This window comes from Saliniferula longa (genome assembly GCF_050789285.1).
GTDB lineage: Bacteria > Pseudomonadota > Alphaproteobacteria > Rhodobacterales > Rhodobacteraceae > CAVPWP01.
Genome location: NZ_JBOUVX010000001.1, coordinates 872,702 through 891,434, shown reverse-complemented (window position 1 = coordinate 891,434; position 18,733 = coordinate 872,702). Strand labels below are relative to the sequence as shown.

Here is an 18,733-nt window from a genome sequence, read left to right as displayed (position 1 = left end):
CGTTCGCCCTCGCGCCGCGGTCCCTTCCCTGGAATCCGGGCCTCGGTCTTGGCCCAGGGGAAGGCCAGAACAGGGCCGGAGGCGCCGTGGTTTCGGCCGGCCTCGAACGCTGGATCGCAGCGCGACGGCCTCGGCGATCTTCCCGCGAATGCGCCTTGCGCTGGGTCAACGACAGACAGTCCTAGGCCGGGCATGTTGAGAAGCCTTGTCCCGACACAGGAGTGCAGAAATGTCCGAGACCCCCACCAGGGAAGGTCTTGTCCGCCGCGACTTCCTGGTCGCGTCCGCGGCCGTGATCGGCGCGTCGGCCGCCTTGGTCGCCAGCGCCGGCACAGCGCGTGGCCAGACAGCGGCGCCGCCGTCCCCGGTGTCGACACCGGGCACCGCCTATTCCGGCGACGTCATCGAGGGCAGACCCGTCGTCACCTCGCTCGATGTCGGCGACCTCGCGCCCGGGCGGATGCACCACCTTTTCTTCCGGGGCGTCGAGACGCCGTCGGGACAGCATTGGCTTGTCTCCGTCATGGTCGCGCGGGGGGCGAAGCCGGGCACGCGGGTCGTCCTTACCAGCGGTGTGCATGGCGACGAGATGAGCTCAATCCAGACCGTCCTGAACGTGATGGCCCAGCTCGACCCGGCCGCGATGTCGGGCACCGTGATGGCGGTCACCGACATTGCCCGCCCCGCGCTTGAGGGCATGCAGCGCCGCTGGCCCAATTCGGGCCGGGGCATCGACCTCGTCGACATGAACCGGGAATGGCCGGGGATCGAGAACGGCCCCACGGCGTCCGGTCGGCACGCCTGGCTGGTGTTCAACCGCCTGCTGCGGCCCAACGCCGACTATGCGATCGATTTCCACACCGGCACGACAGGCTTCGGGGTCACGGATTTCAACATCGGGGAAATGAGCGTCCCCGAGATCAGGGCGATGCTGGACCTCTATCCCGTCAGCCAGATCGCCGACAATCCGACCTATCCGGGCGTCCTGCACAACGCGTTCATCGACGCCGGCATCCCGTCCTTCTGTCCCGAGGTCGGCGCCGCGCGCGTTCTCGATCACGAGCGCATCGACCGCTTCGTCGAAGGCACGATGAATGTCCTCAAGCATCACGGGATCGTGGCCGGTCCGATGGGACGCACCAGCGCGGACGTCCGCGTCTTCGTCGGCAATGCCTCGTTCGCCATCCTCGCCACCGCGGGCGGGATCGTGGAGTACCTCGTCGGGCTCAACGATCCGGTCGAACCGGGGCAGAGGGTGGCGATCCAGCGCAACAGCTTCGGCGAGGTGGTCGCGGACTACATCAGCGGAGTGTCCGGGGAAGTCCTGGGCCTGCGCAGCGATGCCATGGCCGAACCCGGCAACCCGCTCGCCTTCATCCTTTTCAACGCGCCGCCCCAGGCGGAGGGCCAGGACTATCCCGAGTAGCCCCCGCCTGCGGGTGCGGTGGGCAGAGACGTCGCGGCACGGACGTTTGCACACGTGAACAGGTCCCGGGTTTCGGGCGCTAAAGGGCGTTCAGACCCCCCGCGTCGAATGCTCCTCCATCGCCGCAACTCATCCCTGGGTCGAGCCGTGAGGGCCCAACGGCGGACCGGCGGGGCCCGCGGTTCGCCTATCGGGCGATCACCAGTTCGGCTTTCAGTCCACCAAGCCTCGCGCTGTCGCCCAGTCGCAGCGTGCCGCCGTGCTGGCGCGCCACGTCCGCCGCGATCGACAGGCCCAGCCCCACGCCGGTGCCCCGGTCCTGGTTGCGCGCGCTGTCGAGACGGGTGAAGGGGCGCAACGCCTCGTCGCGCTTTCCGGCCGGAATCCCGGGGCCGTCATCCTCGACCACGAAGCGCGCGGCGCGGTCGGTGAGATAAAGGCTCACCTCCGCGCGCGTGCCATAGCGCACCGCGTTGTTGATCAGGTTGTCAAGCGCGCGCCCCACGGCCATGGGCCGCAACGGCATCTGGCCCGCGCCCTTCATCTCGAAGATGGCGACGGGACTTCCCCCGCGCAGCGCCCGGTCCACCGCGGCCTCGGCGATTCCGCGCGGATCGACGGTTTCGATGTCGTCAAGCGCCCCGCCCCGGGTGAAGTCGAGGAAGGCGTCCAGCATCCGCTCCATGTCCGACAGGTCCTGCTGCATCGCGCGCACGTCGTCGTCCTGATCAAGCATCGACAGGCCAAGCCGCAGCCGGGTCAGGGGCGTGCGCAGATCGTGGCTTACGCCCGACAGCATCAGCGTGCGCTGCTCGATCTGCCGTTCGATCCGGTGTCGCATGTCAAGAAAGGCCGTCCCGGCCGAGCGCACCTCGGTCGCGCCCGACGGCCAGTAGGGCACCGACTGGCCGCGCCCGAAGGCCTCGGCCGCCACCGCAAGCCGCTTGATCGGCCGAAGCTGGTTGCGCAGGAACAGGAAGGCGATGATCGTCATCACGACCGAAACAACAACCATCAGCACCAGAAGCTGGTGCGGGTTCGAGGCCGAGACCCGCCCGCGCGGAACCTCGAGAAGCACAGGCCCATGCGTCGTGCCGACAAGGAAGGCGACCACCCCGTCATCGGTGGTCAGGTCGATCCCCCCGACATCGGCGATGCCCGCCCGCAGCGTCTCGATCACGAGGCGGCCGGAGAGGTCGTAGAAGGCGCGCAAGTCCCTGTCGGGCCCCTCGGACGGCAGCGTGATCCGCATCGCCAGAGCGCGCGACAGTGCCTCGGCCTCGGCCTGGGCTGCCGCAAGGTCGGGCGCGTCCGCGATCTGGCGCAGCACGTAGCTGACCTCGATCAACACGTTCTGCGTCATCTGTTCGGTCACGTCCTCATAGAGGCGCTGGATGAAGGTGACCGACAGGACAAGCTGGATCGTGATGATCGGCAGCAACAGGATAAGCGCCGCCCGCCCGTAAAGCGAGCGTGGCATGTAGGCCTTCATCCAGCTGAAATCCATGGCCGCACCCTAGGACGCCGGCGGCGCGCGCGGAAGGCAAAAACCACGCCCGTCGCGCCGCGCGGCTTGCGCGCGCAACAATGTTGCGCTTTAGTGTCCCGACGACCGGGGTGACCACCATGCTCAAAGGACTGGACATCGCCGACCGTCCCGAACCCGGCCACCCGATGGAAATCGAGCCGGGGCTTCGCCGCATCCTCGCCCGCAACCCCTCGCCGATGACGCACTGGGGCACCAACACCTATCTTCTGGGCGAAGACGCGGTTGCCGTGATCGACCCCGGCCCCGACGACCCCGACCACCTTGCCGCGATCCTCGATGCCGTCGGCGGCGGGCGCGTGAGCCACATCCTTGTCACCCACGCGCATCGCGACCACAGCCCCCTCGCCCGCCGCCTGGCCGCGGCGACCGGGGCGCCCGTGCTGGGCTTCGGCCCGCCGGTCGCCGGCCGCACCCCGGTGATGGAGGATCTGGCGCGGCAGGGCCTGATCGGCGGCGGCGAAGGCGTGGACCACGGCTTTGCCCCGGATGTCGCGCTGGCGGACGGCGCGGTGATCGAGGGCGCGGACTGGCGGCTGACGGCGATCTGGACGCCGGGGCATTTCGCCGGGCATCTGAGCTTCGACTGGGACGGCCGGGTCTTCAGCGGCGACCATGTCATGGGCTGGGCCTCGACGCTGATCTCGCCCCCCGACGGCGACGTCACCTCGTTCATGGCCTCCTGCGCGCGGCTTCGGGCGCTGGGCGCGGTCCGGTTCCATCCGGGCCACGGCGCGCCGGTCGAGGACCCCGCCGACCGGCTGGACTGGCTGATGCGGCACCGACGCGAGCGCGAGGCGCAGATCCTCGCGGCGCTGGGGCGGACCCCCCTCGACCTCAGGACGCTGGCGCGGCGGATCTATCACGACGCGCCCTCGACCCTGCTGCCCGCGGCCGAACGCAACGTTCTGGCCCATCTGGTCGACCTCGAGGCGCGCGGTCTGGTGCGCGCCCTTCCCAGGCTTGGGACCCGGGCGCGTTTCGTGCGCAACTAGGCGCGCGAACAGGCGCTCTTTCCCTCTGGACGGGGTCCGGCGCCCTTGTTATACGCGCCCCCGTGTTCCGGCGTAGCTCAGCGGTAGAGCAGTTGACTGTTAATCAATTGGTCGTAGGTTCGATCCCTACCGCCGGAGCCAAATACTTCAAAGGCTTGGTCTTTTGGCCAAGCCTTTTGTGTTTCGGCTAGTCGCTTTTTAGTCGCGCAGCCCGGTCCTGCTTCCTCATCCACCACCACTTCACATCACCCGGCATCGTGCCCGCGTGCTTGGTGCAGAGCTCATACCGCTCGATGATCTTCGGGAGCGGCCAGCCCTCCACGAGCTTGTGCGTGGCGATGTAGCTGCGCTTGATGAGCTTCGAGGTGAGGTGGACGTAGTGCTCGTATGATCCGACGACGTAGCGTCCCTTCTCGACAGTGAACGAGCGGCCGGTGAGGAGGCTATTGAGCTGCTTCGGGGGGGTGTGAGTTGGGTCGGTCATAGTTTGCCGATAGTGAGTGTTCTAAATACCTGCTTCGTGCCTTGAGAAAAAACCAAATGTCCTGATGTTTGCTATTAAAGGGGTCAATCATCACCTCGATTTCGTGGAGAGTTTGCAACTCCTCTAGTCTAATCGCTTTCACTTCCTTCTCATACCTCTGACGGATGTTGGTAATAGTATTGCGCAATTCACATTGCTCATCGGTGTCGATAACATTCCAGAATGAGTAATTTTGAAGCGTCTTCTCAATTTCCTCCAGTTCATTTGTTTTCATACTCCGTACTTGCGTTTAATCTCCGCTACTAAATGGGCATAGTGCTGCCCCTTCCGGTCGATGTGGCGCGGAATGCGCTTGATTTCCTCCCGGACCATCTGCTCCTGCCAGGAAAACTGCTTTTTTCTTCCCATAGCTTTTGGATACGTCTTCCCCTTCTCGAAACGGGTCGATTGCTACGGAAGGGTTATGTCCATCACCTACAGAACTCACTGTGCAAGTGGTAGTCATAGGGCGATGCTACCTTTTCCCTTCTCAATGAAAGCATTTTTGGTGCTTTCACGTTTTATCGGGTCTCAACTTGCAATAGGTCTATCTGCTCAACCCCTCCATATTCGAGACCAGGATACACTCCTGGCGGTCTGATTTGGAGGCGTTGCGAGTTGATGTGCTTGTGTGTGGGTTGCCTACAAAGGCACAAGGCTTTCAGTAGCACGAGGAGTATCGTGTCTCCCTACTGTCGGACGGTGATGCTCCGCCATTCACTACTATCGGCATACCCACACAACAACACACCAACTATGTTGCTTTGATGATTGGCTCCTTGAATGGTGTGAGGTAGCAGGCACCCTCGTCCCCCTCACCAAGCCACATATTGCGTAGTATTCTGCGTATTTCCACGCGGGCTTCCTGGGGTAGTTTTAGACTGACAGCGTGCACGCCGTTCTAAACCTGTCTATGCGTCACCATTCAAGGAACCAACCATCTTGTTTATCGTCCAGGCGCAAGAGCCTGCGACGTGGTGATGTGAATGTACTGGTGATGATTGGCTCGCTTCTGGACGCTCCCCCAAAGGGACATCTTTTGATGTGAGCGATCTACGTCCAGGAGTGAACCAACCATCAAATACGCAAAAAGCCCACAGCCTAAGCTATGAGCTTTTTCGGTTTGCGTGCTACCCCAAACACTGAAAGTATAACACAGCTAGCGCCATTTACACACTCAATGTTTGTTATTTGAGGTAGCATTTCTGAATAATACACCAATTCGTCTAAATTGACAAAATGGTTGTGGACAACTAGCGCAGCGTCACCTCCACCTCATCCTCCCCCTTCTCGGTAATAAGCGTCATCGCCCGCACGTACTTCGGGCAGTCGTCCGGGATGATGCCGGAGTGCACCAAGCCGTCTTCCACGAGCTTGGCCATGTAGGCCAAATTTGAGCTGTCGAGGCCCCTCCCGCGCATTTTGAACCGATACTCGATGTGGCATGGGAACGGCCCAGAGAACGCCGATATTTGGCTCTGGTGAGCTGCGAGGAACACCGCTGTCTGAAAGTCGCGGTTCTGGCGGTCGCGGATCGTCCAGTGGACGCGGCCAAGCTGGCTGTTGAGGCTAATCTTCTCTGGGAGAGGGATGGTGAAAGTCACGTCACCATCATAGCAGCTTGCCGAGCTGTTCACGCGGCCTTAAGAACAAAATAGGAACACTGCAACTGCGTGCTTGAACTTTCAGACCACAACTGGTGGTATGCGCGGAACTGGGAGGCGCTAGATGCTCACTTCATTGGAACTTTGTGCTGGCGCTGGCGGGCAAGCTCTCGGCCTCGAGGATGCGGGCTACGAGCACCTTGGCCTGGTCGAAATAGACCACCACTGCTGCAACACGCTCCGCCACAACCGACCGCAGTGGAACGTACTCGAGACTGACATGCGCCTCTTCAAGGAAGACGCGCACAAGTACCGCGGCATCGACCTGCTCGCTGGCGGCCTGCCCTGCCCGCCTTTCTCAGTCGCAGGCAAGCAGCTCGGTGAGCAAGACGAGCGCAACCTCTTCAATGACGCCATCGACATCATCGACGCCATCCGGCCGAAAGCGGTGATGATTGAGAACGTACGCGGCTTTTTAGACGCGGTCTTCCACGAGTACCGCGAGCGGCTCCGCGGCGACCTGAAGAAGCTCGGCTACAAGATGGACGTGCGGCTCTTGAACGCCTCGGACTATGGCGTACCGCAGCTTCGCCCACGGGTCGTATTGGTTGCGCTCCCCGAAGCTCGCGCCGATGCCTTCAACTGGCCGGACCCGCACCCGCACAACCCTCCGACGGTAGGTGAGCACCTTCACGACCTCATGGCCGCGCGTGGGTGGCGCGGCGCGGACGCGTGGCGAGAGCAGGCGAACGAAATTGCTCCCACCATTGTGGGCGGCTCGAAGAAACATGGAGGCCCGGACCTTGGGCCGACGAGAGCACGGCGTGCCTGGGCGACGCTTGGCGTTGAAGGGCGGACGATTGCCGTTGAGGCGCCCGATCCGTTCTTCAACGGGATGCCGCGGCTGACTGTTCGAATGGTGGCGCGCCTCCAGGGCTTCCCGGACCACTGGCACTTCACGGGCGCCAAGACGCACGCGTACAAGCAGGTAGGCAACGCCTTCCCGCCGCCGGTAGCACGGGCCGTCGGCTCGCAGATTGCTGCTGCGCTTTCTAAGCGACTTCTCAAGGCAGTTTAATGCCGTGACGAATCGACCAGCTATGTGCGACCGTTCCGAAAAGGCGAATCTTTCGGGGCGGTTAGCAGGTGAAGGCGTCGATACCAGCAAGCATTGTAAAGGCGGGGCATCCTGACTTCGCACTCCTCACTTCGCTTGCGAAGGAGATAGTGCGTCGTGCCGGTGGTCAGGGGCCGCTCCAGGCGGGTTTTACTGCAATGCTTCGCGAGGCCATCGACAGTGTCATCATGACCCCAAAGACCGGGCGTCGAGCGTACGTCGAGCTCGAGAAAACTGAAAAGACCTACATCGGCACCCGCGTGGAGATTGAGCTCCGCTCGCTGCTGAAGCTCCCTAAAGGCAAGCTCGATACGGTCATTCTCGGACACGACGTCGACATCAAGCACACGATGGGGAACAACTGGATGATCCCCACCGAAGCGGTTGGTCACCCGTGCATTCTGGTAGCCGCCGATGAGACGAAGGCGAAGTGCTACCTCGGGCTCGTAGTCGCGCACCCTCACTACCTGACGATGGGGCAGAACAAGGACTCGAAGAAGACGATTTCCGCACAAGGCTTCGAGAACATTCTTTGGATCTTCAACGCGGTCCACTATCCACCGAACTTTTGGCGGCACGTACCAAACGCAGTAGTCCAAAGCATCTACCAGCAGAAAACTGGCAACGGCCGCGTCGTGGAGCTCTTCAAAGGGTTGCAGCGCACCATCATCACGCGCGACGTCATCGAAGCGACCGCGATGCAGAAGGACTTCATGCGCCGCATACGGGCGGACAATAAGCGCGGAACAAGGGACATCCTAGCGAAGCAAGGCATTCTGCTTCTGAATGGGCACTACGACAAAGCGCTGATTGCTGCACTCGGACTGCCGCAATGCACGAAAAGTGAGTTTGTCTCGCACACCCCGAAAACCGCCGCTGAGGTACAGAAGGCAGCGTCACACGGGCACACAGTCGTCTGGAACCCGCCCGCCACTCCTTAGCCCTCGCACGACACGCAGGCGCTCTCTGGCGGCCCGCTGTGCACCCGCACCTGGTCTCGGAACGTGTACCCACAATCCTGGTAGAGGTGGCGACGGCGATAGTCGATGTCGTCATCCTCGAGCGCGATGAGCCGCTCTTCATGGGCGTACTCGTTGCGCATAATGATGGTCCGGCCGCGGCGATCCGCGAACCACTGGAGGTCGTGTTTCATAGACCGTCATCATAACAGAAAAGCACCCCGGCCTCTCCGTGGGGTGCGTTTCTGCTTTAGAAGCCCTCGCCTAACGTAAAAAGGGTTAGAGGGTATAAGTGCCAGCTTCGACCGCTGACCGCTTCATTGTACCAGAAAAAGAGCAGCCCCGAAGGGCTGCAAGTCAGCCGTGCTCATAGCGAGCGCGGCTTTTCGGTACGGGACGAGGAAGGCTCGCCGCGAAGTACTCATCGCGGCACGGGCCGTCTTTGCAGACGGGCCGGTCGTCGATGAAGCGGATGTCGGTGCGGTAGTGAAGCTCTCCGCACCAAGAGCAGGCGTAGTGAGCCTGGCATTCAGGTTCCGCGCTCATAGCCGCCTCCACTTGAAGAGGCAGCCCCAACAGCAGAACACGCTGCCGCGCCACCATAGGGCCTCCCACGGTGCTCGTACGCCGTGGCAATAGGTGCAGCGGAAGAACGAGCTCATAGGCCATTCTCCCGCAGCTGCTCGAGGTAGTAGTCGTTCGCGTGCTGCTCGTTGCAGAACGGCAGCTGGTACGTCGAGCGACCGAAGTGCTTCACCACGTAGTGCGGCGAGTAGGTCGCCTTGCCGCAGTACACGCAATGCACGGCCGGAGCGAAGAGTTGGAGCTGCCCGCCGACGTCGATGATGGGTTCAAGATGCGCCATAGCGCACCTCCTTTCGTAGGTAGATGCGCCACGCCTGGCGGATGGGTTTCATTCGGGCTCGCTTCGCACGACGGCGCCGGAGCTTGGCCTTTTCGGACCACGCCATTGCTTCCTCCTGTCTGTTGGGGAACGTCCAGCTCATCGGCGATGCCGCGCTGGTACTGAGGCACTCAGCTGGATGTGCCCCAATACCAGGGCAGCACCCTGGTTGGTCTCATTGTACCACTCGCCTAGAGGGCGATGGCCTCGGCCTTTACGATGATGGGGAATACGGTAGCTGCCCGGAGCGCGTGGCTTATGGCGGTCGCGATGTTGGGGGCGACGATGTAGTACTCCCGGACGCGCTCGCTCGATGGCTTAATTTCGCGCGTGGTGATGGCGTAGTAGGTCATGTCTGGTGGGTTATTGGTCGGAGTAATTGGCGCTGTCGTCGTCCATTTCCGCTTCGAGGAGCATGGCGTTCTCCCCTGCTCGCTTGAGCTCGTCGATGACGTCCTGCTTTGGGTGTTCGGGAATCATAGAAGTGTCGGCTGGTCGCCGAGGTTGGCCCGCCAAACGCGGACGGTCTTTCCTGTTAATGGGTTGGGCTTGTAGCTGCCAGTGAAGACGACGATGCCGGTGTTCTGCTCGTTCACTAGGTCGCCGCGGCGGGCGGACACCTGCGACGGGTGCCAGCCGAGCCGGGCAGCGATTTCGTAGTCTGCCTGCGGCCCGTGCTCGATGAGCACTTCGAGCACCTGGCGGCAGCGTGGCGTGATTTCGCGATGTTTGATGAGGGCGTGGTACGCCTCAATGGATGTGTCTCGTACGGCCATAGGTGTTGCGAGTTAGCTCACCATCCACACCCACACGAGGGCGATGGCGGCGAGGAGTGCAATGCCAGCGCGGCGCTCCATGCGGCGGTACTTGGCGGCACGCATTTCGCGACGCAGGCGCTTGTATCTGGATGGCATGGGCTAGAGGTGGTTATGGCGCTCCCACGCCTTGATAATCTCGTAGATCGGGATTGAGGGGAACATTTGCCCGAGCTCTGTCTGCGACAGCCCCTCGGCGGCCATCCGGTCGAGCTCAGCGAGCGCAGGGTCGTTGTCGGTCGTTTCGGCTTCTTTCTCTTGCTTGCGACGCTCGTATTCGGTCAGCGCTTCGTCGGTCTGCCTGCCGCTACACGTGCGCGCCGTGTGCCCTGGCTGGCCGCAGCTGCTGCACTTTCGCGTGCCGCGACCACCTGCCTTTGTTAGGCGCTCGATTGGCTCGGTAGCGTCAGCTGGCTTGCTGTATTTCTTGCGCTTTGGGGCTGGCTCAGGTTCCTCGCCTTCCACCGCACTGAATGCGAATTGCGTCGTGGGTTCTCCTTGGGAACCTGTGATTTCTACCTGTAAACCGTGCACGTGCTCCTGGATGTGAAGGAGTAGGTCGATGGCCTCGTCGGCGGTGATGTACCTGTCGACGAGTACCTTGTCGTCACCTTCTGCGAAGCGGGTAATGGTGACTGAGTAATCTGGTTTCATGGACTAGAAGTTGAGGCCCGCGCGGCTGCACTCGACGCCCTCGATACTCTTCCACTCGGCGTACTGCGCGGTGCTGTTGGCTTGTAAGTAGGCGGCCGCCACCTGCTGTGCGGCGAGGCAGCGGTCGAGCGGAGAGCCGTGCTGCTTCGTCAGCTCGTACTGTGCCGCAAAGTCGGTCGCGACGGTCTCATAGAGGCCGTTCACGCTCTCCTGCACTGCATCCTCACTTGGGATGGCGAGCGCGACGAGAGTGATAAGGGTAATGATGACAACGAGTGTGATGGCGATGGCCTTCAGGGCCGATTTGATGAATGACATGAATTGTAGAGTAATTGGAGAGTAATTGTAGAGTAGAAACTAGAAGGGGATTTCGTTTGGGTCGATGTCCTCCTGCGGGTAAGTGCCGTCTAGTGTTGGTGGCGGTGGCACATCATTCTGCGCATCCGCGCTGCGCTCGTTCTTCGGACCAAACTGCACGCGGTCGGCGATGATTTCGGTGCGGTAGTGCTTGGCCCCATCCTTCTCCCACGAGCGTGTCTGGAGCCGCCCCTCGATGGCGACGAGGGTGCCTTTTCGTAGGAAGGTGGCGCAGGCGTCGGCCTGCTTGGCGAAGACGACGATGTTGTGGAACTCGGTCTCTTCGACCTTCTCGCCGTCCTTCACGTAGGTGGAGCTGGTTGCGACTGAGAAGTTGGTCACGGGCATCCCGGACGGGAGCGCTTTGGTCTCAGGGTCTCTGGTCAGGCGGCCGATGATGGTCGCGCGGTTGAGGTTCATACGGTTGGATTGGTTGGCTGGATAATTTCGAGCACTTTGGCTCGTGGTATGTGGAGCTCCCCGTCGTACGTGACGGCCGGGAGCTCTAGGATGGCTTCGCGGATGCGCGCCTGCTCACGGAGCGCGGCGTTGAGGGCTTCAACGTCCATACGCTACTCGATGACGGGCTCGAGGAGCCCCTGCTTTACCTCCGTCGCGACGGCGATAACCTCAGTGTCCTTGCGGAGCGCTGCGGGGAGCGCTTTGTACGCTGCCTCCAGGGCCGGGATGCTGTCGGCGGCGCGGAGCTTGGCGAAGGCTTGCTCGAGCGTCACCTGGGGCTGCACTGGCGCTGCCGCCTTCTTGGGCGCGGCTTTGGTTGGTGCAACCTGATGCGCGTCTGAGTGCACCGCGTCGGCGTCGTCGATGTCTCCGGTCGGCACGAGGAAGGTATAGAGGAGCGCGTACTTTAGCGCGTAGGTCGTCGCCTTCCCGGCGCTCTTATCCTGCGTATCGACGCCGTGGCCGATACCCTGGACGTCCATATACTCGCCCGACGTATGGAGGAGCCGGTAGGTAACGTGCGCGCGGGTAAAGACGTTCTGCTTCTGCTTCAACCCGTAGCTAGTCTTCTCCTCCCACCGCGTCACCTCGGTCTCTTCTTTAATATCGACCGGCAGGATAGCGAGACCGTTTTTAATCATCGCGCGGCGGATAACGTCCTTCACGTCTTTATCGCTCACGCCTTTGTAGCTGCTATTACCAGCCGAGACGGTCGTATTTTTCTCTACACCCTTCACCTCCTCCATTACCTTTATAACGGCAGCGGTGAGGTTTTTTATTTCGAGGTCCGCCATACGCTAGGAGACGCGAATAATTACCCACCCGGAGCGGTCGAACTTTTCATTCACGCGGTACTTAGCACCGTCGCGGCGGTAGCGCTTAGGGATAGCGCTCGCACGAGGCGCCGTCTTCGTAGGCCACTCGGTCTTCGTTATAAAGAGCCCCTCCCCTACGTTTAAGAAGAAGACGTTGCGGTAGAACTCATCGGTCTTCGAGGTGCTAGAAGCACCCTTTCGGAATTGCACGTTAGCTACGTCAGCAGCGGATAGTCGTTTCATAGTGTGTTTGTACGTTAGTAGTTTTCTAGTAGAGCTTTAGCGTCGGTCGCGCCGGTACTACACGAATGCCGGAGGATAACCGCGCATATCGTATATAGCCGCTGGCGCGTCACCCCGAGCTGGCGCGCGGTTTCGTGCTGCGTCGCCTTTCCGGTAAGGTAGGCGGTCAGCAGGCGGCGCTGCGTCGAGGTGAGCTTATACGGGACGATTGCATTTATTGGCATAGAACAAAGTCAGCGATTACTATTTATCGACCTGTATACAGTATACAGTAATACATAACAAAGCGCGAGCGTCGTTATCCACATAAAACGAAACGCTCCGCAGAGGCGGAGCGTTTCGCGTATGCAATTGAGATACTTTGTGAGAATGGAGGTCTAGTTGTGAAGGAACACGGTACCGCGCCGTATCCCTACCACTATACCACGCGGTCGATGCCGGTCGTCGTCAGCATTCGGAGGAGAATATCCACGGTGGATTTCACAACCGCAACGTAGGCGACGAGGTCGAGCTCAGTAAGCGCAGCGATAGCGACGCCGGCCACCGCCTGGATAACGGCGAGCCAGAACGTCTTCGAGGTGAGTAGAGATTTCATACTATAAAATTACTTTAGTAATGTCGTCGGTCAGCGACCGCACGGCCTCGGCGGAGGTCAGCTTCGTCCGGTCCATAGGGCCACGCCATAGCTCTAGGTGCGCGTGGACCCCCTTTATCATACCGCTCCGGCCGACGTAGCCGATAGGCGTCCCCTTCCGGACCCACACCGGCCGCGGCTCGGACCGGAGGTGGAGCGCTACCAGGTAGCGGCTCCCGAAGCGGAACTCGCACCAGTACCCGAGCGAGCTGCTCTTCCCGGTCCGGGTAATAGTCCCGTCCGCGGGGGCGAGGATAGGCGTCCCCTCCGGAGCGGCGAAGTCGGTCCCGACGTGGACCCCGGTCGCCGGGTAGGTCGTCTCGTCGGGGTTCAGCCAGGTCTGCGTCACGAGGTTCCAGTGGTAGGGGAGCGGGCGGGTGAGCGAGCGGAGCACCACGAGCTGTTTGGTGAGCTCGAGCACCTGCTCCCAGAGCGTCTTCTCGAGCTTCAGGCGGCGGCGCAGCGGCTGGTAGAAGCTCCAGTCGATGCGCGCCAAGAGCCCCTCGATATTCGGGTTCGCGTCGTGCCAGGCGTGCGTCTCGTCCGGTAGCCCGGTCTCCTGGTAGTACTCGTGGCAGAGCTCGTGGAGCCCTGTCTGGATGAATTGCGAGAGCCCCTCGCGCTTCGAGTGCTCGTCGGCCCAGAAGTAGAAGTCGCCCATTTGGTCAGGCGTTCGCGGGTTCGAGCCGCGTATCCCCTCGATACCCCACTCGTCCTTCTGCGCACGCGAGAAGTGGAAGCCCACTATATCCCACCCCTCCCGGTAGTACGGGCGGATAAGGTCGTTCAGCCAGGCGTGGACGATACGCGCGTCCTTCACCTTCGGGGTTACTCCCTCGACGTAGCGGACCTCGACGTCCCACGTCGCACCCTTCCCGGCGTTGAGCATTCGCTTCATCGTCGAGAGCTTCCCCGGCAACGTCCGCCAGCTCGTAAGGCTAGGGTCGGCCGAGAGTAGTAGCAATTTCATATTACTCGCATTCTACCACGCGGAATTGCGTCCGCTCGGCAGGTAAGAAGGTCCTCACCTCGATGAAAGGGAGCGGGTATATCGTCACCCACTCGTTCGCGCCGTACACGCCGGGCGTCAGGAAGGTCTCGTCCCACCGGGTCTGGTAGGCGACCTCGTAGGTATCGGGCTCGTACCCGAAGCCGATTTTCTCGCTCGGAGTGCCGCGAGTTATCGTCGTCTCCACCGCCCGCTGGCCCGTAAAGAGGACCATTTGGCCGTAGCTCTCTCCGAGAATAGCCCACCGCGGCGTCCGCTCGGAGTGGTACTCGACCAGGTTACTACCGACGCAGGTATCCGCGGCCGAGTATTCGTCTATATCGACGTACCAAGAGAAGGGGACCACTAGCGAAAAGAAAATAATATACGCGATAGCGGCGCTCGATAGGAGCATAAAGTACGTCGCAGCGATAGGGAGTAGACGTTTCATTGCCGTAGTATAAGCGCCATTAGCGAACCTATTACACCAGTGAGTGCGAGCGTTACCACGCCGTAGACGAGCTTCTTTACGGGCTCGAACTCGATACGCGGAACGTAGTGGTCGGTCACGAGCACCTTTAGCTCGGTCACGCGCTCTTTAATATAGTTTATATCCGCCCGCATTTGCACGTCGCTCCGCTCGCTCTCGCGAATAAAGCGGTCGAGGCTCCGCTCCAGGGATTTTATTTGGTTTGCAAGCTCAGCTTCGGAGGCCATTTAGGACAAGTTAGGCGTATAGGGGAATTGTAGCAGATGGCTATGCGTCGAGACGGATAGCGAGCGCTCCGTTGGCTTGCGCTGTTATAGCGGTCGGGTCGAACGTAGCAGGTGGCGTTCCCGCCGTAATTGTTAAAGTCCCGCTGATTTTTGGCTCGCCGGTCACACCGCCACCGAGCTGCGTCGGAATGAACGGCGAGTTGTTCGAGTTGTGGAATAAGCCGACGGTGTTTGTTGTACCATTAGGGCATACGAGAACGTAATAGTTTCCGGGTTGTAGCTCTACTGCACTCCCTAGCGTTATCGTTTGCACCGAGTTGGCAGCGATGGTTCCGCTTGTGACATTTATGACCTGCGTCTGGCCGTCGTCTGTGTATAGGACGATGTCGATAGTGCCTGGCGTACTCGTGGTCGAAGCATAAAATGATAGCTTTGAGACGACAATGTTTTCAGGAACATAAATAAGGCCGAGTTTGGCGGTTGTATTTACGTCGATAGAGCCCGTAGAGAAGCCCGAAGACCCAACGCCGTATGGTATGCAAGTTGACAACGCTCCAGGCAGGAAGCTGCCGTCGATTTTACCCCCAACCTTCGTCTTCGGCACCTTACCCGCACTGCCGTCAGACGTTTCGAGAAAGTCCGCCGCGTCAATCTGCTGCCCATTTTCAATCGCCATACTACGGTGTGATGGTTATTTCGTAGGTAATAATAACATCCTCACCCGTCTCCTTCGTGAACGATGGTGAAATGATCGAGCGCGCAAAGAGCCGCGTGCCACAAAAGAGCCCGAACTCGGTATAGGTGCCGTTGGCAAGGTCGATGTCGGGGATGAAGAACTCCAGCGAGATACTCGAGGGGGTGACGACTGTGAGGCCGGTAGTGGGGAGGATGTCTGAGAGGACGGGCGTCTGAAGGTCGGTGTTTCCGGCCGCCGCAGGCGTCGTGCCGGTGCCTATCTTCGCACGGTCGATGACGGGGGAGTTGGTCGCGCCTGCGACGAGGTTCTGTGTGATGAGGCCGATGCCGCTGTTTGGGCCGGTGACGACGAGGTTCTTAATCCAGCCGGTATCGCGGCCCGTCGAGGTTCGGATTTTGTAGCGCCCTTGTATCATGCGCCCATTGTACCACTACTCCCACGTCGCCCTTCCCCACTCGGCCGAGCCGTAGAGGTACGGGCCAGTCTGCCCGGTGATGGTCAGGCCGCCTGCGTCAGAGACGTCGACGGTGTCGTCGAGCTGAATGTAAGTGAGAAGCGTTTCCTGCTCGTTGGCGGTGAGCTCCTCGTTGGTGAGCAGCTTCTGGAAGATTTCGACGATGCCGAGCGTCTTCAGCGACGCCACCTGGACCGTCCAGAGGTCGAGGTTCTCGCTGATGTAGCGGTACTGCACCCGCTGAATGAGAAAGGGTTCGTCGACGTCGAGCAGCGTGCTCTGAATGTTGATAGTCTGCCCGGCGCGCAGCCCTGGCTCGTAGGTCTCGAAGCTGCCCTCGTTGAGGCTCCCGGCGTAGGCGCGGAGCTCGCCGAGGCCGCGCTTGATGGCCTGGTCCTGGCTGCTGATGTTCTCGTCGCGGATTTGGAACTCGTAGACGCCGTACTCAGCGATGCTCTCCGGGTCGTTCACCTTCACCACAATCGGGTAGAGGGGCTGCCCGGTGATGTCGACGTTCGTGACGTCCGGGCTGGTCGGTGCCGGGGGGAGGTTGCCCGCGGTGAAACGGATGTACTTCTGCTGAAAGCTCCACATGCAGTCGAAGGAGCCGTCGTCGTCGATGAAGTCGAGCCCAACAGTCTGCGCTACCCCGTCCACAGTCACGGTCGGCTTTGTCGCGAACTTGTACTGCGTGTCGAACTCAGCCCGGTCTCCGTCGCCCGCGTACTTCACGGTGCGGCTCGCACCAGGCACCTCGCCGCCCTGGATGATGATGGTGTTGCGCAGCTGCGTGATGTCGCGCTTGATTTCGAGGCTCTCGAAGACGTGGTTGCGTGCGGTGTCCGAGAGCGCAAAGGGCGCCTGCTGGCCGTTTTGCGCGAAGAAGTGGATGTCTTTCTCGTAGTCCACGTACCAGGAGAAGTTGGAGAGCTCAGCGAGCTTCTGGAGCGCGTCTGAAATGGTGATCCGGTTGAAGGCTACCGACGCCACGCCGACGTTCGCGACGACGTTGTTGTCGGTGAAGTCAGGGGCGTATGTGGCGAGTAGGTCCGCGATGATAGCGCCGATGGTCGTGTCTTCGTAGCGCTCGGTGACGAGCTTGCGGTTGAGGTAGTGCGAGTAGTCTGAGCAGGAGACGTCGCAGCGGACCGTGTTGTGCCCGAGAATGCGCTCCTCGCACTCGACGGTGACGCCAGCGAAGATGACGACGCTGTCACGGGTGATGACGATTTCCTTGTTGAGCGGCGGGAGGTAGGTGTCGCCCGGCACACGCTCCACAGAGAAGCTCGCCCGGTTCACCCGGTTGTTGAGCTGGTCGGTGATGCGGAGGCTGTCGCGGACGATCTTGTCGGTGATGTCCACCGCGTCGAGCGTGACGGTTATCATAGCCGCATGTTCTGCTTCACCAGGCTGATAATGCGGTCGCCGACGCGCTCGGCCATGTCGTCCTCGCCCATGAAGCTGTTGCCGGTGATGGTGAGGTTGATGACAGGGGCGGTACTGCCGCCAGCAAGGGCGTAGTTTGGCACCACCCTCCCTGCCCCGCTCGGGACAAAGAGCTCAGGCCCGCGCTCGCCGACGATGTAGGGGGTGTTGCTGGCAACCGGGCCGCCCGCCGCTCGCCCAGGGAGGATGCTGCTCACTGCTCCGCCTACCTTCCCGCCAATCGCAGCAATGCCGTCGCGGACGCGCTTGAGGAAGCTGATGACGGACTCGAGCTTCGCAATGAGCGGGTCGAGCGTCTTTGAAATGATGAAGTCGACGGCCTCCTTGAAGTACTCCTTGATGCCCAGCCAGACCATCGCTGTGTCATTCTTCAAGATGTCGAGGATCTGCACGACGCGCATAACAGCAAAGCCGAGCGCCCCGATGATAGCGATGGCGAGCCCGACCGGGCCAAGGAGCAACGTGAAGCCTGCGATGATGGGTGGGAGGAGCAAGCCAAGCGTTCCTACAATAGCGACAAGACCGGCAACGGCCGCCGTCGCGATAAGGATGTTCTTGGTGAGCTCGGGGTTTGTGGCGATCCATTCCGCAATTTTGTCGATGAGGGGTGCCAATGTGGAGGTGATTTGGTTCAAAGCCGGGATGAGCGCCTCGCCGATGCTGTCGCTCAATTTTCCAGTCGCAAAGCTCATGCCGACCATACCGCCCTCGGCTGTGTTGCGCATCGCGGTGTTGAGGTTTTCGTAGTTTGAGCCAAGGATTTTAATGATTTCAGACACTCGCTCCTCTTCGGTTCCGTTTTTCAAGATAGCCTCAGAGTTTACATCGAGCTGGTAGCCCTTCTTGGTAAGAAGCTCGAGCTGTCCCTGGAGCGCCTTTCCGAGTCCAGTCATCGCCTGGCGGGCCTGCTCTGCGCTCGGGTTGATGCCGTAAAGGGCGACCGTAAAGTCTGTCGCAGCTGGGGTTAAGCGCTCGATGGCTTCAGCGGAGAGGTCAAAGGAGGCTGCCTCTTCCTGTAGGATGTTGATAGCGTCCGCGGAAACCACTCCGACCTCTTCAAGAGCTTCGGCTTGGCGGATTAGTGCTGCAACTTGCGCGTCTGACGCCCCGGTCGAAGTCTGGATGACGTGAGCAAGGCGCTTCTGTGCTACCTCCGCCTGAGCTGCGCCACGGATACTTACGAGAGAAAACGCAGAAATTGCCGCAAAAGCTGCGGTTCCTGCTGCGGCCATTCCCTGAAAGGTGGGTTGCAGGTCGTCGATGCGGCTGCGGAGGCCGGTGGTCGTTTTTTCGAGGCCGTCTAGGTTCTGGCGTACACTTGCAAAGGCTTGGCGCGTCTCATCTATCGCGTTGATCTTTAATACTACGTTGCTCATC

Annotated in this window: 23 protein-coding genes and 1 tRNA gene; 5 read left to right on the top strand and 19 right to left on the bottom strand. The window is 60.9% G+C overall.

All coding sequences use genetic code 11. The features are described from left to right. Nucleotides 1-229: 229 nt before the first annotated feature. Entirely contained in the window at nucleotides 230-1,426 is a 1,197-nt protein-coding gene (locus ACRDNQ_RS04140) for a M14 family metallopeptidase (RefSeq protein WP_431827365.1), read from the top strand. Nucleotides 1,427-1,613: 187 nt separating this feature from the next. Here ACRDNQ_RS04140 and ACRDNQ_RS04135 read toward each other — a convergent pair whose 3' ends face one another. Continuing rightward, on the bottom strand, nucleotides 1,614-2,933 hold the full coding sequence (locus tag ACRDNQ_RS04135; RefSeq protein WP_431827364.1) for an ATP-binding protein: 1,320 nt from the start codon (nucleotides 2,931-2,933) through the stop codon (nucleotides 1,614-1,616). A 119-nt stretch (nucleotides 2,934-3,052) separates the two neighbouring features. Here ACRDNQ_RS04135 and ACRDNQ_RS04130 point away from each other — a divergent pair, with 119 nt between their 5' ends. Both ACRDNQ_RS04130 and ACRDNQ_RS04125 read left to right on the top strand, forming a co-directional pair. Next, entirely contained in the window at nucleotides 3,053-3,967 is a 915-nt protein-coding gene (locus ACRDNQ_RS04130) for an MBL fold metallo-hydrolase (RefSeq protein WP_431827363.1), read from the top strand. A gap of 66 nt (nucleotides 3,968-4,033) precedes the next feature. Beyond that, nucleotides 4,034-4,108 (top strand) — tRNA-Asn (locus ACRDNQ_RS04125). 46 nt (nucleotides 4,109-4,154) lie between these two features. On the opposite strand, the gene ACRDNQ_RS04120 is transcribed toward ACRDNQ_RS04125, so the two are convergent. Together ACRDNQ_RS04120 and ACRDNQ_RS04115 are read right to left on the bottom strand one after the other, a co-directional pair. Next, on the bottom strand, nucleotides 4,155-4,451 hold the full coding sequence (locus ACRDNQ_RS04120; RefSeq protein WP_431827362.1) for a hypothetical protein: 297 nt from the start codon (nucleotides 4,449-4,451) through the stop codon (nucleotides 4,155-4,157). 1,292 nt (nucleotides 4,452-5,743) lie between these two features. Next, nucleotides 5,744-6,094, bottom strand: coding sequence for a RusA family crossover junction endodeoxyribonuclease (locus ACRDNQ_RS04115; RefSeq protein ID WP_431827361.1), 351 nt, complete (start codon nucleotides 6,092-6,094; stop codon nucleotides 5,744-5,746). Nucleotides 6,095-6,218: 124 nt separating this feature from the next. Here ACRDNQ_RS04115 and ACRDNQ_RS04110 point away from each other — a divergent pair, with 124 nt between their 5' ends. Then, the gene (locus ACRDNQ_RS04110; RefSeq protein ID WP_431827360.1) at nucleotides 6,219-7,172 is read left to right on the top strand and encodes a DNA cytosine methyltransferase; all 954 of its coding nucleotides are present in this window, start codon (nucleotides 6,219-6,221) and stop codon (nucleotides 7,170-7,172) included. Between the two features lie 68 nt (nucleotides 7,173-7,240). Then, nucleotides 7,241-8,152: a NaeI family type II restriction endonuclease gene (locus ACRDNQ_RS04105; RefSeq protein ID WP_431827359.1), complete on the top strand. Its 912-nt coding sequence runs from the start codon at nucleotides 7,241-7,243 to the stop codon at nucleotides 8,150-8,152. Here the strand turns inward: ACRDNQ_RS04105 and ACRDNQ_RS04100 are convergent. From ACRDNQ_RS04100 to ACRDNQ_RS04025, 16 genes are all read right to left on the bottom strand, one after another. Then, nucleotides 8,149-8,364 carry a hypothetical protein gene (locus ACRDNQ_RS04100; RefSeq protein ID WP_431827358.1) on the bottom strand — a complete coding sequence of 72 codons (216 nt, stop codon included), beginning with the start codon at nucleotides 8,362-8,364 and terminating at the stop codon, nucleotides 8,149-8,151. The two genes, ACRDNQ_RS04105 and ACRDNQ_RS04100, sit on opposite strands and share 4 nt — an antisense overlap. Nucleotides 8,365-8,828: 464 nt before the next feature. Continuing rightward, nucleotides 8,829-9,035: a hypothetical protein gene (locus ACRDNQ_RS04095; protein WP_431827357.1), complete on the bottom strand. Its 207-nt coding sequence runs from the start codon at nucleotides 9,033-9,035 to the stop codon at nucleotides 8,829-8,831. Between the two features lie 230 nt (nucleotides 9,036-9,265). Continuing rightward, nucleotides 9,266-9,427: a hypothetical protein gene (locus ACRDNQ_RS04090; protein WP_431827356.1), complete on the bottom strand. Its 162-nt coding sequence runs from the start codon at nucleotides 9,425-9,427 to the stop codon at nucleotides 9,266-9,268. 123 nt (nucleotides 9,428-9,550) lie between these two features. Further along, a complete protein-coding gene (locus tag ACRDNQ_RS04085) occupies nucleotides 9,551-9,850 on the bottom strand; it encodes a hypothetical protein (RefSeq protein WP_431827355.1) in 300 nt (99 codons plus the stop codon). A 141-nt stretch (nucleotides 9,851-9,991) separates the two neighbouring features. After that, nucleotides 9,992-10,543: a hypothetical protein gene (locus ACRDNQ_RS04080; RefSeq protein ID WP_431827354.1), complete on the bottom strand. Its 552-nt coding sequence runs from the start codon at nucleotides 10,541-10,543 to the stop codon at nucleotides 9,992-9,994. Between the two features lie 3 nt (nucleotides 10,544-10,546). Beyond that, the gene (locus tag ACRDNQ_RS04075) at nucleotides 10,547-10,861 is read right to left on the bottom strand and encodes a hypothetical protein (RefSeq protein WP_431827353.1); all 315 of its coding nucleotides are present in this window, start codon (nucleotides 10,859-10,861) and stop codon (nucleotides 10,547-10,549) included. Between the two features lie 39 nt (nucleotides 10,862-10,900). Further along, nucleotides 10,901-11,320, bottom strand: coding sequence for a single-stranded DNA-binding protein (locus ACRDNQ_RS04070; RefSeq protein ID WP_431827352.1), 420 nt, complete (start codon nucleotides 11,318-11,320; stop codon nucleotides 10,901-10,903). 152 nt (nucleotides 11,321-11,472) lie between these two features. After that, nucleotides 11,473-12,156 (bottom strand): ERF family protein, encoded by a 684-nt coding sequence (locus ACRDNQ_RS04065; protein ID WP_431827351.1) that lies wholly within the window; start codon nucleotides 12,154-12,156, stop codon nucleotides 11,473-11,475. Between the two features lie 682 nt (nucleotides 12,157-12,838). Further along, the gene (locus ACRDNQ_RS04060) at nucleotides 12,839-13,015 is read right to left on the bottom strand and encodes a hypothetical protein (protein ID WP_431827350.1); all 177 of its coding nucleotides are present in this window, start codon (nucleotides 13,013-13,015) and stop codon (nucleotides 12,839-12,841) included. Nucleotide 13,016: 1 nt separating this feature from the next. Then, nucleotides 13,017-14,024 carry a M23 family metallopeptidase gene (locus ACRDNQ_RS04055; protein WP_431827349.1) on the bottom strand — a complete coding sequence of 336 codons (1,008 nt, stop codon included), beginning with the start codon at nucleotides 14,022-14,024 and terminating at the stop codon, nucleotides 13,017-13,019. A 1-nt stretch (nucleotide 14,025) separates the two neighbouring features. Continuing rightward, the gene (locus tag ACRDNQ_RS04050) at nucleotides 14,026-14,493 is read right to left on the bottom strand and encodes a hypothetical protein (protein WP_431827348.1); all 468 of its coding nucleotides are present in this window, start codon (nucleotides 14,491-14,493) and stop codon (nucleotides 14,026-14,028) included. Beyond that, nucleotides 14,490-14,759 (bottom strand): hypothetical protein, encoded by a 270-nt coding sequence (locus tag ACRDNQ_RS04045; RefSeq protein ID WP_431827347.1) that lies wholly within the window; start codon nucleotides 14,757-14,759, stop codon nucleotides 14,490-14,492. The genes ACRDNQ_RS04050 and ACRDNQ_RS04045 overlap by 4 nt, the downstream gene beginning before the upstream one ends. Before the next feature lie 40 nt (nucleotides 14,760-14,799). Beyond that, nucleotides 14,800-15,435: a hypothetical protein gene (locus tag ACRDNQ_RS04040; protein ID WP_431827346.1), complete on the bottom strand. Its 636-nt coding sequence runs from the start codon at nucleotides 15,433-15,435 to the stop codon at nucleotides 14,800-14,802. A gap of 1 nt (nucleotide 15,436) precedes the next feature. Next, complete coding sequence (locus tag ACRDNQ_RS04035) at nucleotides 15,437-15,871, bottom strand: hypothetical protein (RefSeq protein WP_431827345.1); 435 nt, start codon at nucleotides 15,869-15,871, stop codon at nucleotides 15,437-15,439. A gap of 15 nt (nucleotides 15,872-15,886) precedes the next feature. Next, nucleotides 15,887-17,296, bottom strand: a complete 1,410-nt coding sequence (locus ACRDNQ_RS04030) for a hypothetical protein (protein WP_431827344.1) — start codon at nucleotides 17,294-17,296, stop codon at nucleotides 15,887-15,889. Next, on the bottom strand, nucleotides 17,293-18,732 hold the full coding sequence (locus ACRDNQ_RS04025) for a phage tail tape measure protein (protein WP_431827343.1): 1,440 nt from the start codon (nucleotides 18,730-18,732) through the stop codon (nucleotides 17,293-17,295). Before ACRDNQ_RS04025 ends, ACRDNQ_RS04030 begins: the two co-directional genes overlap by 4 nt. Nucleotide 18,733 lies beyond the last annotated feature (1 nt).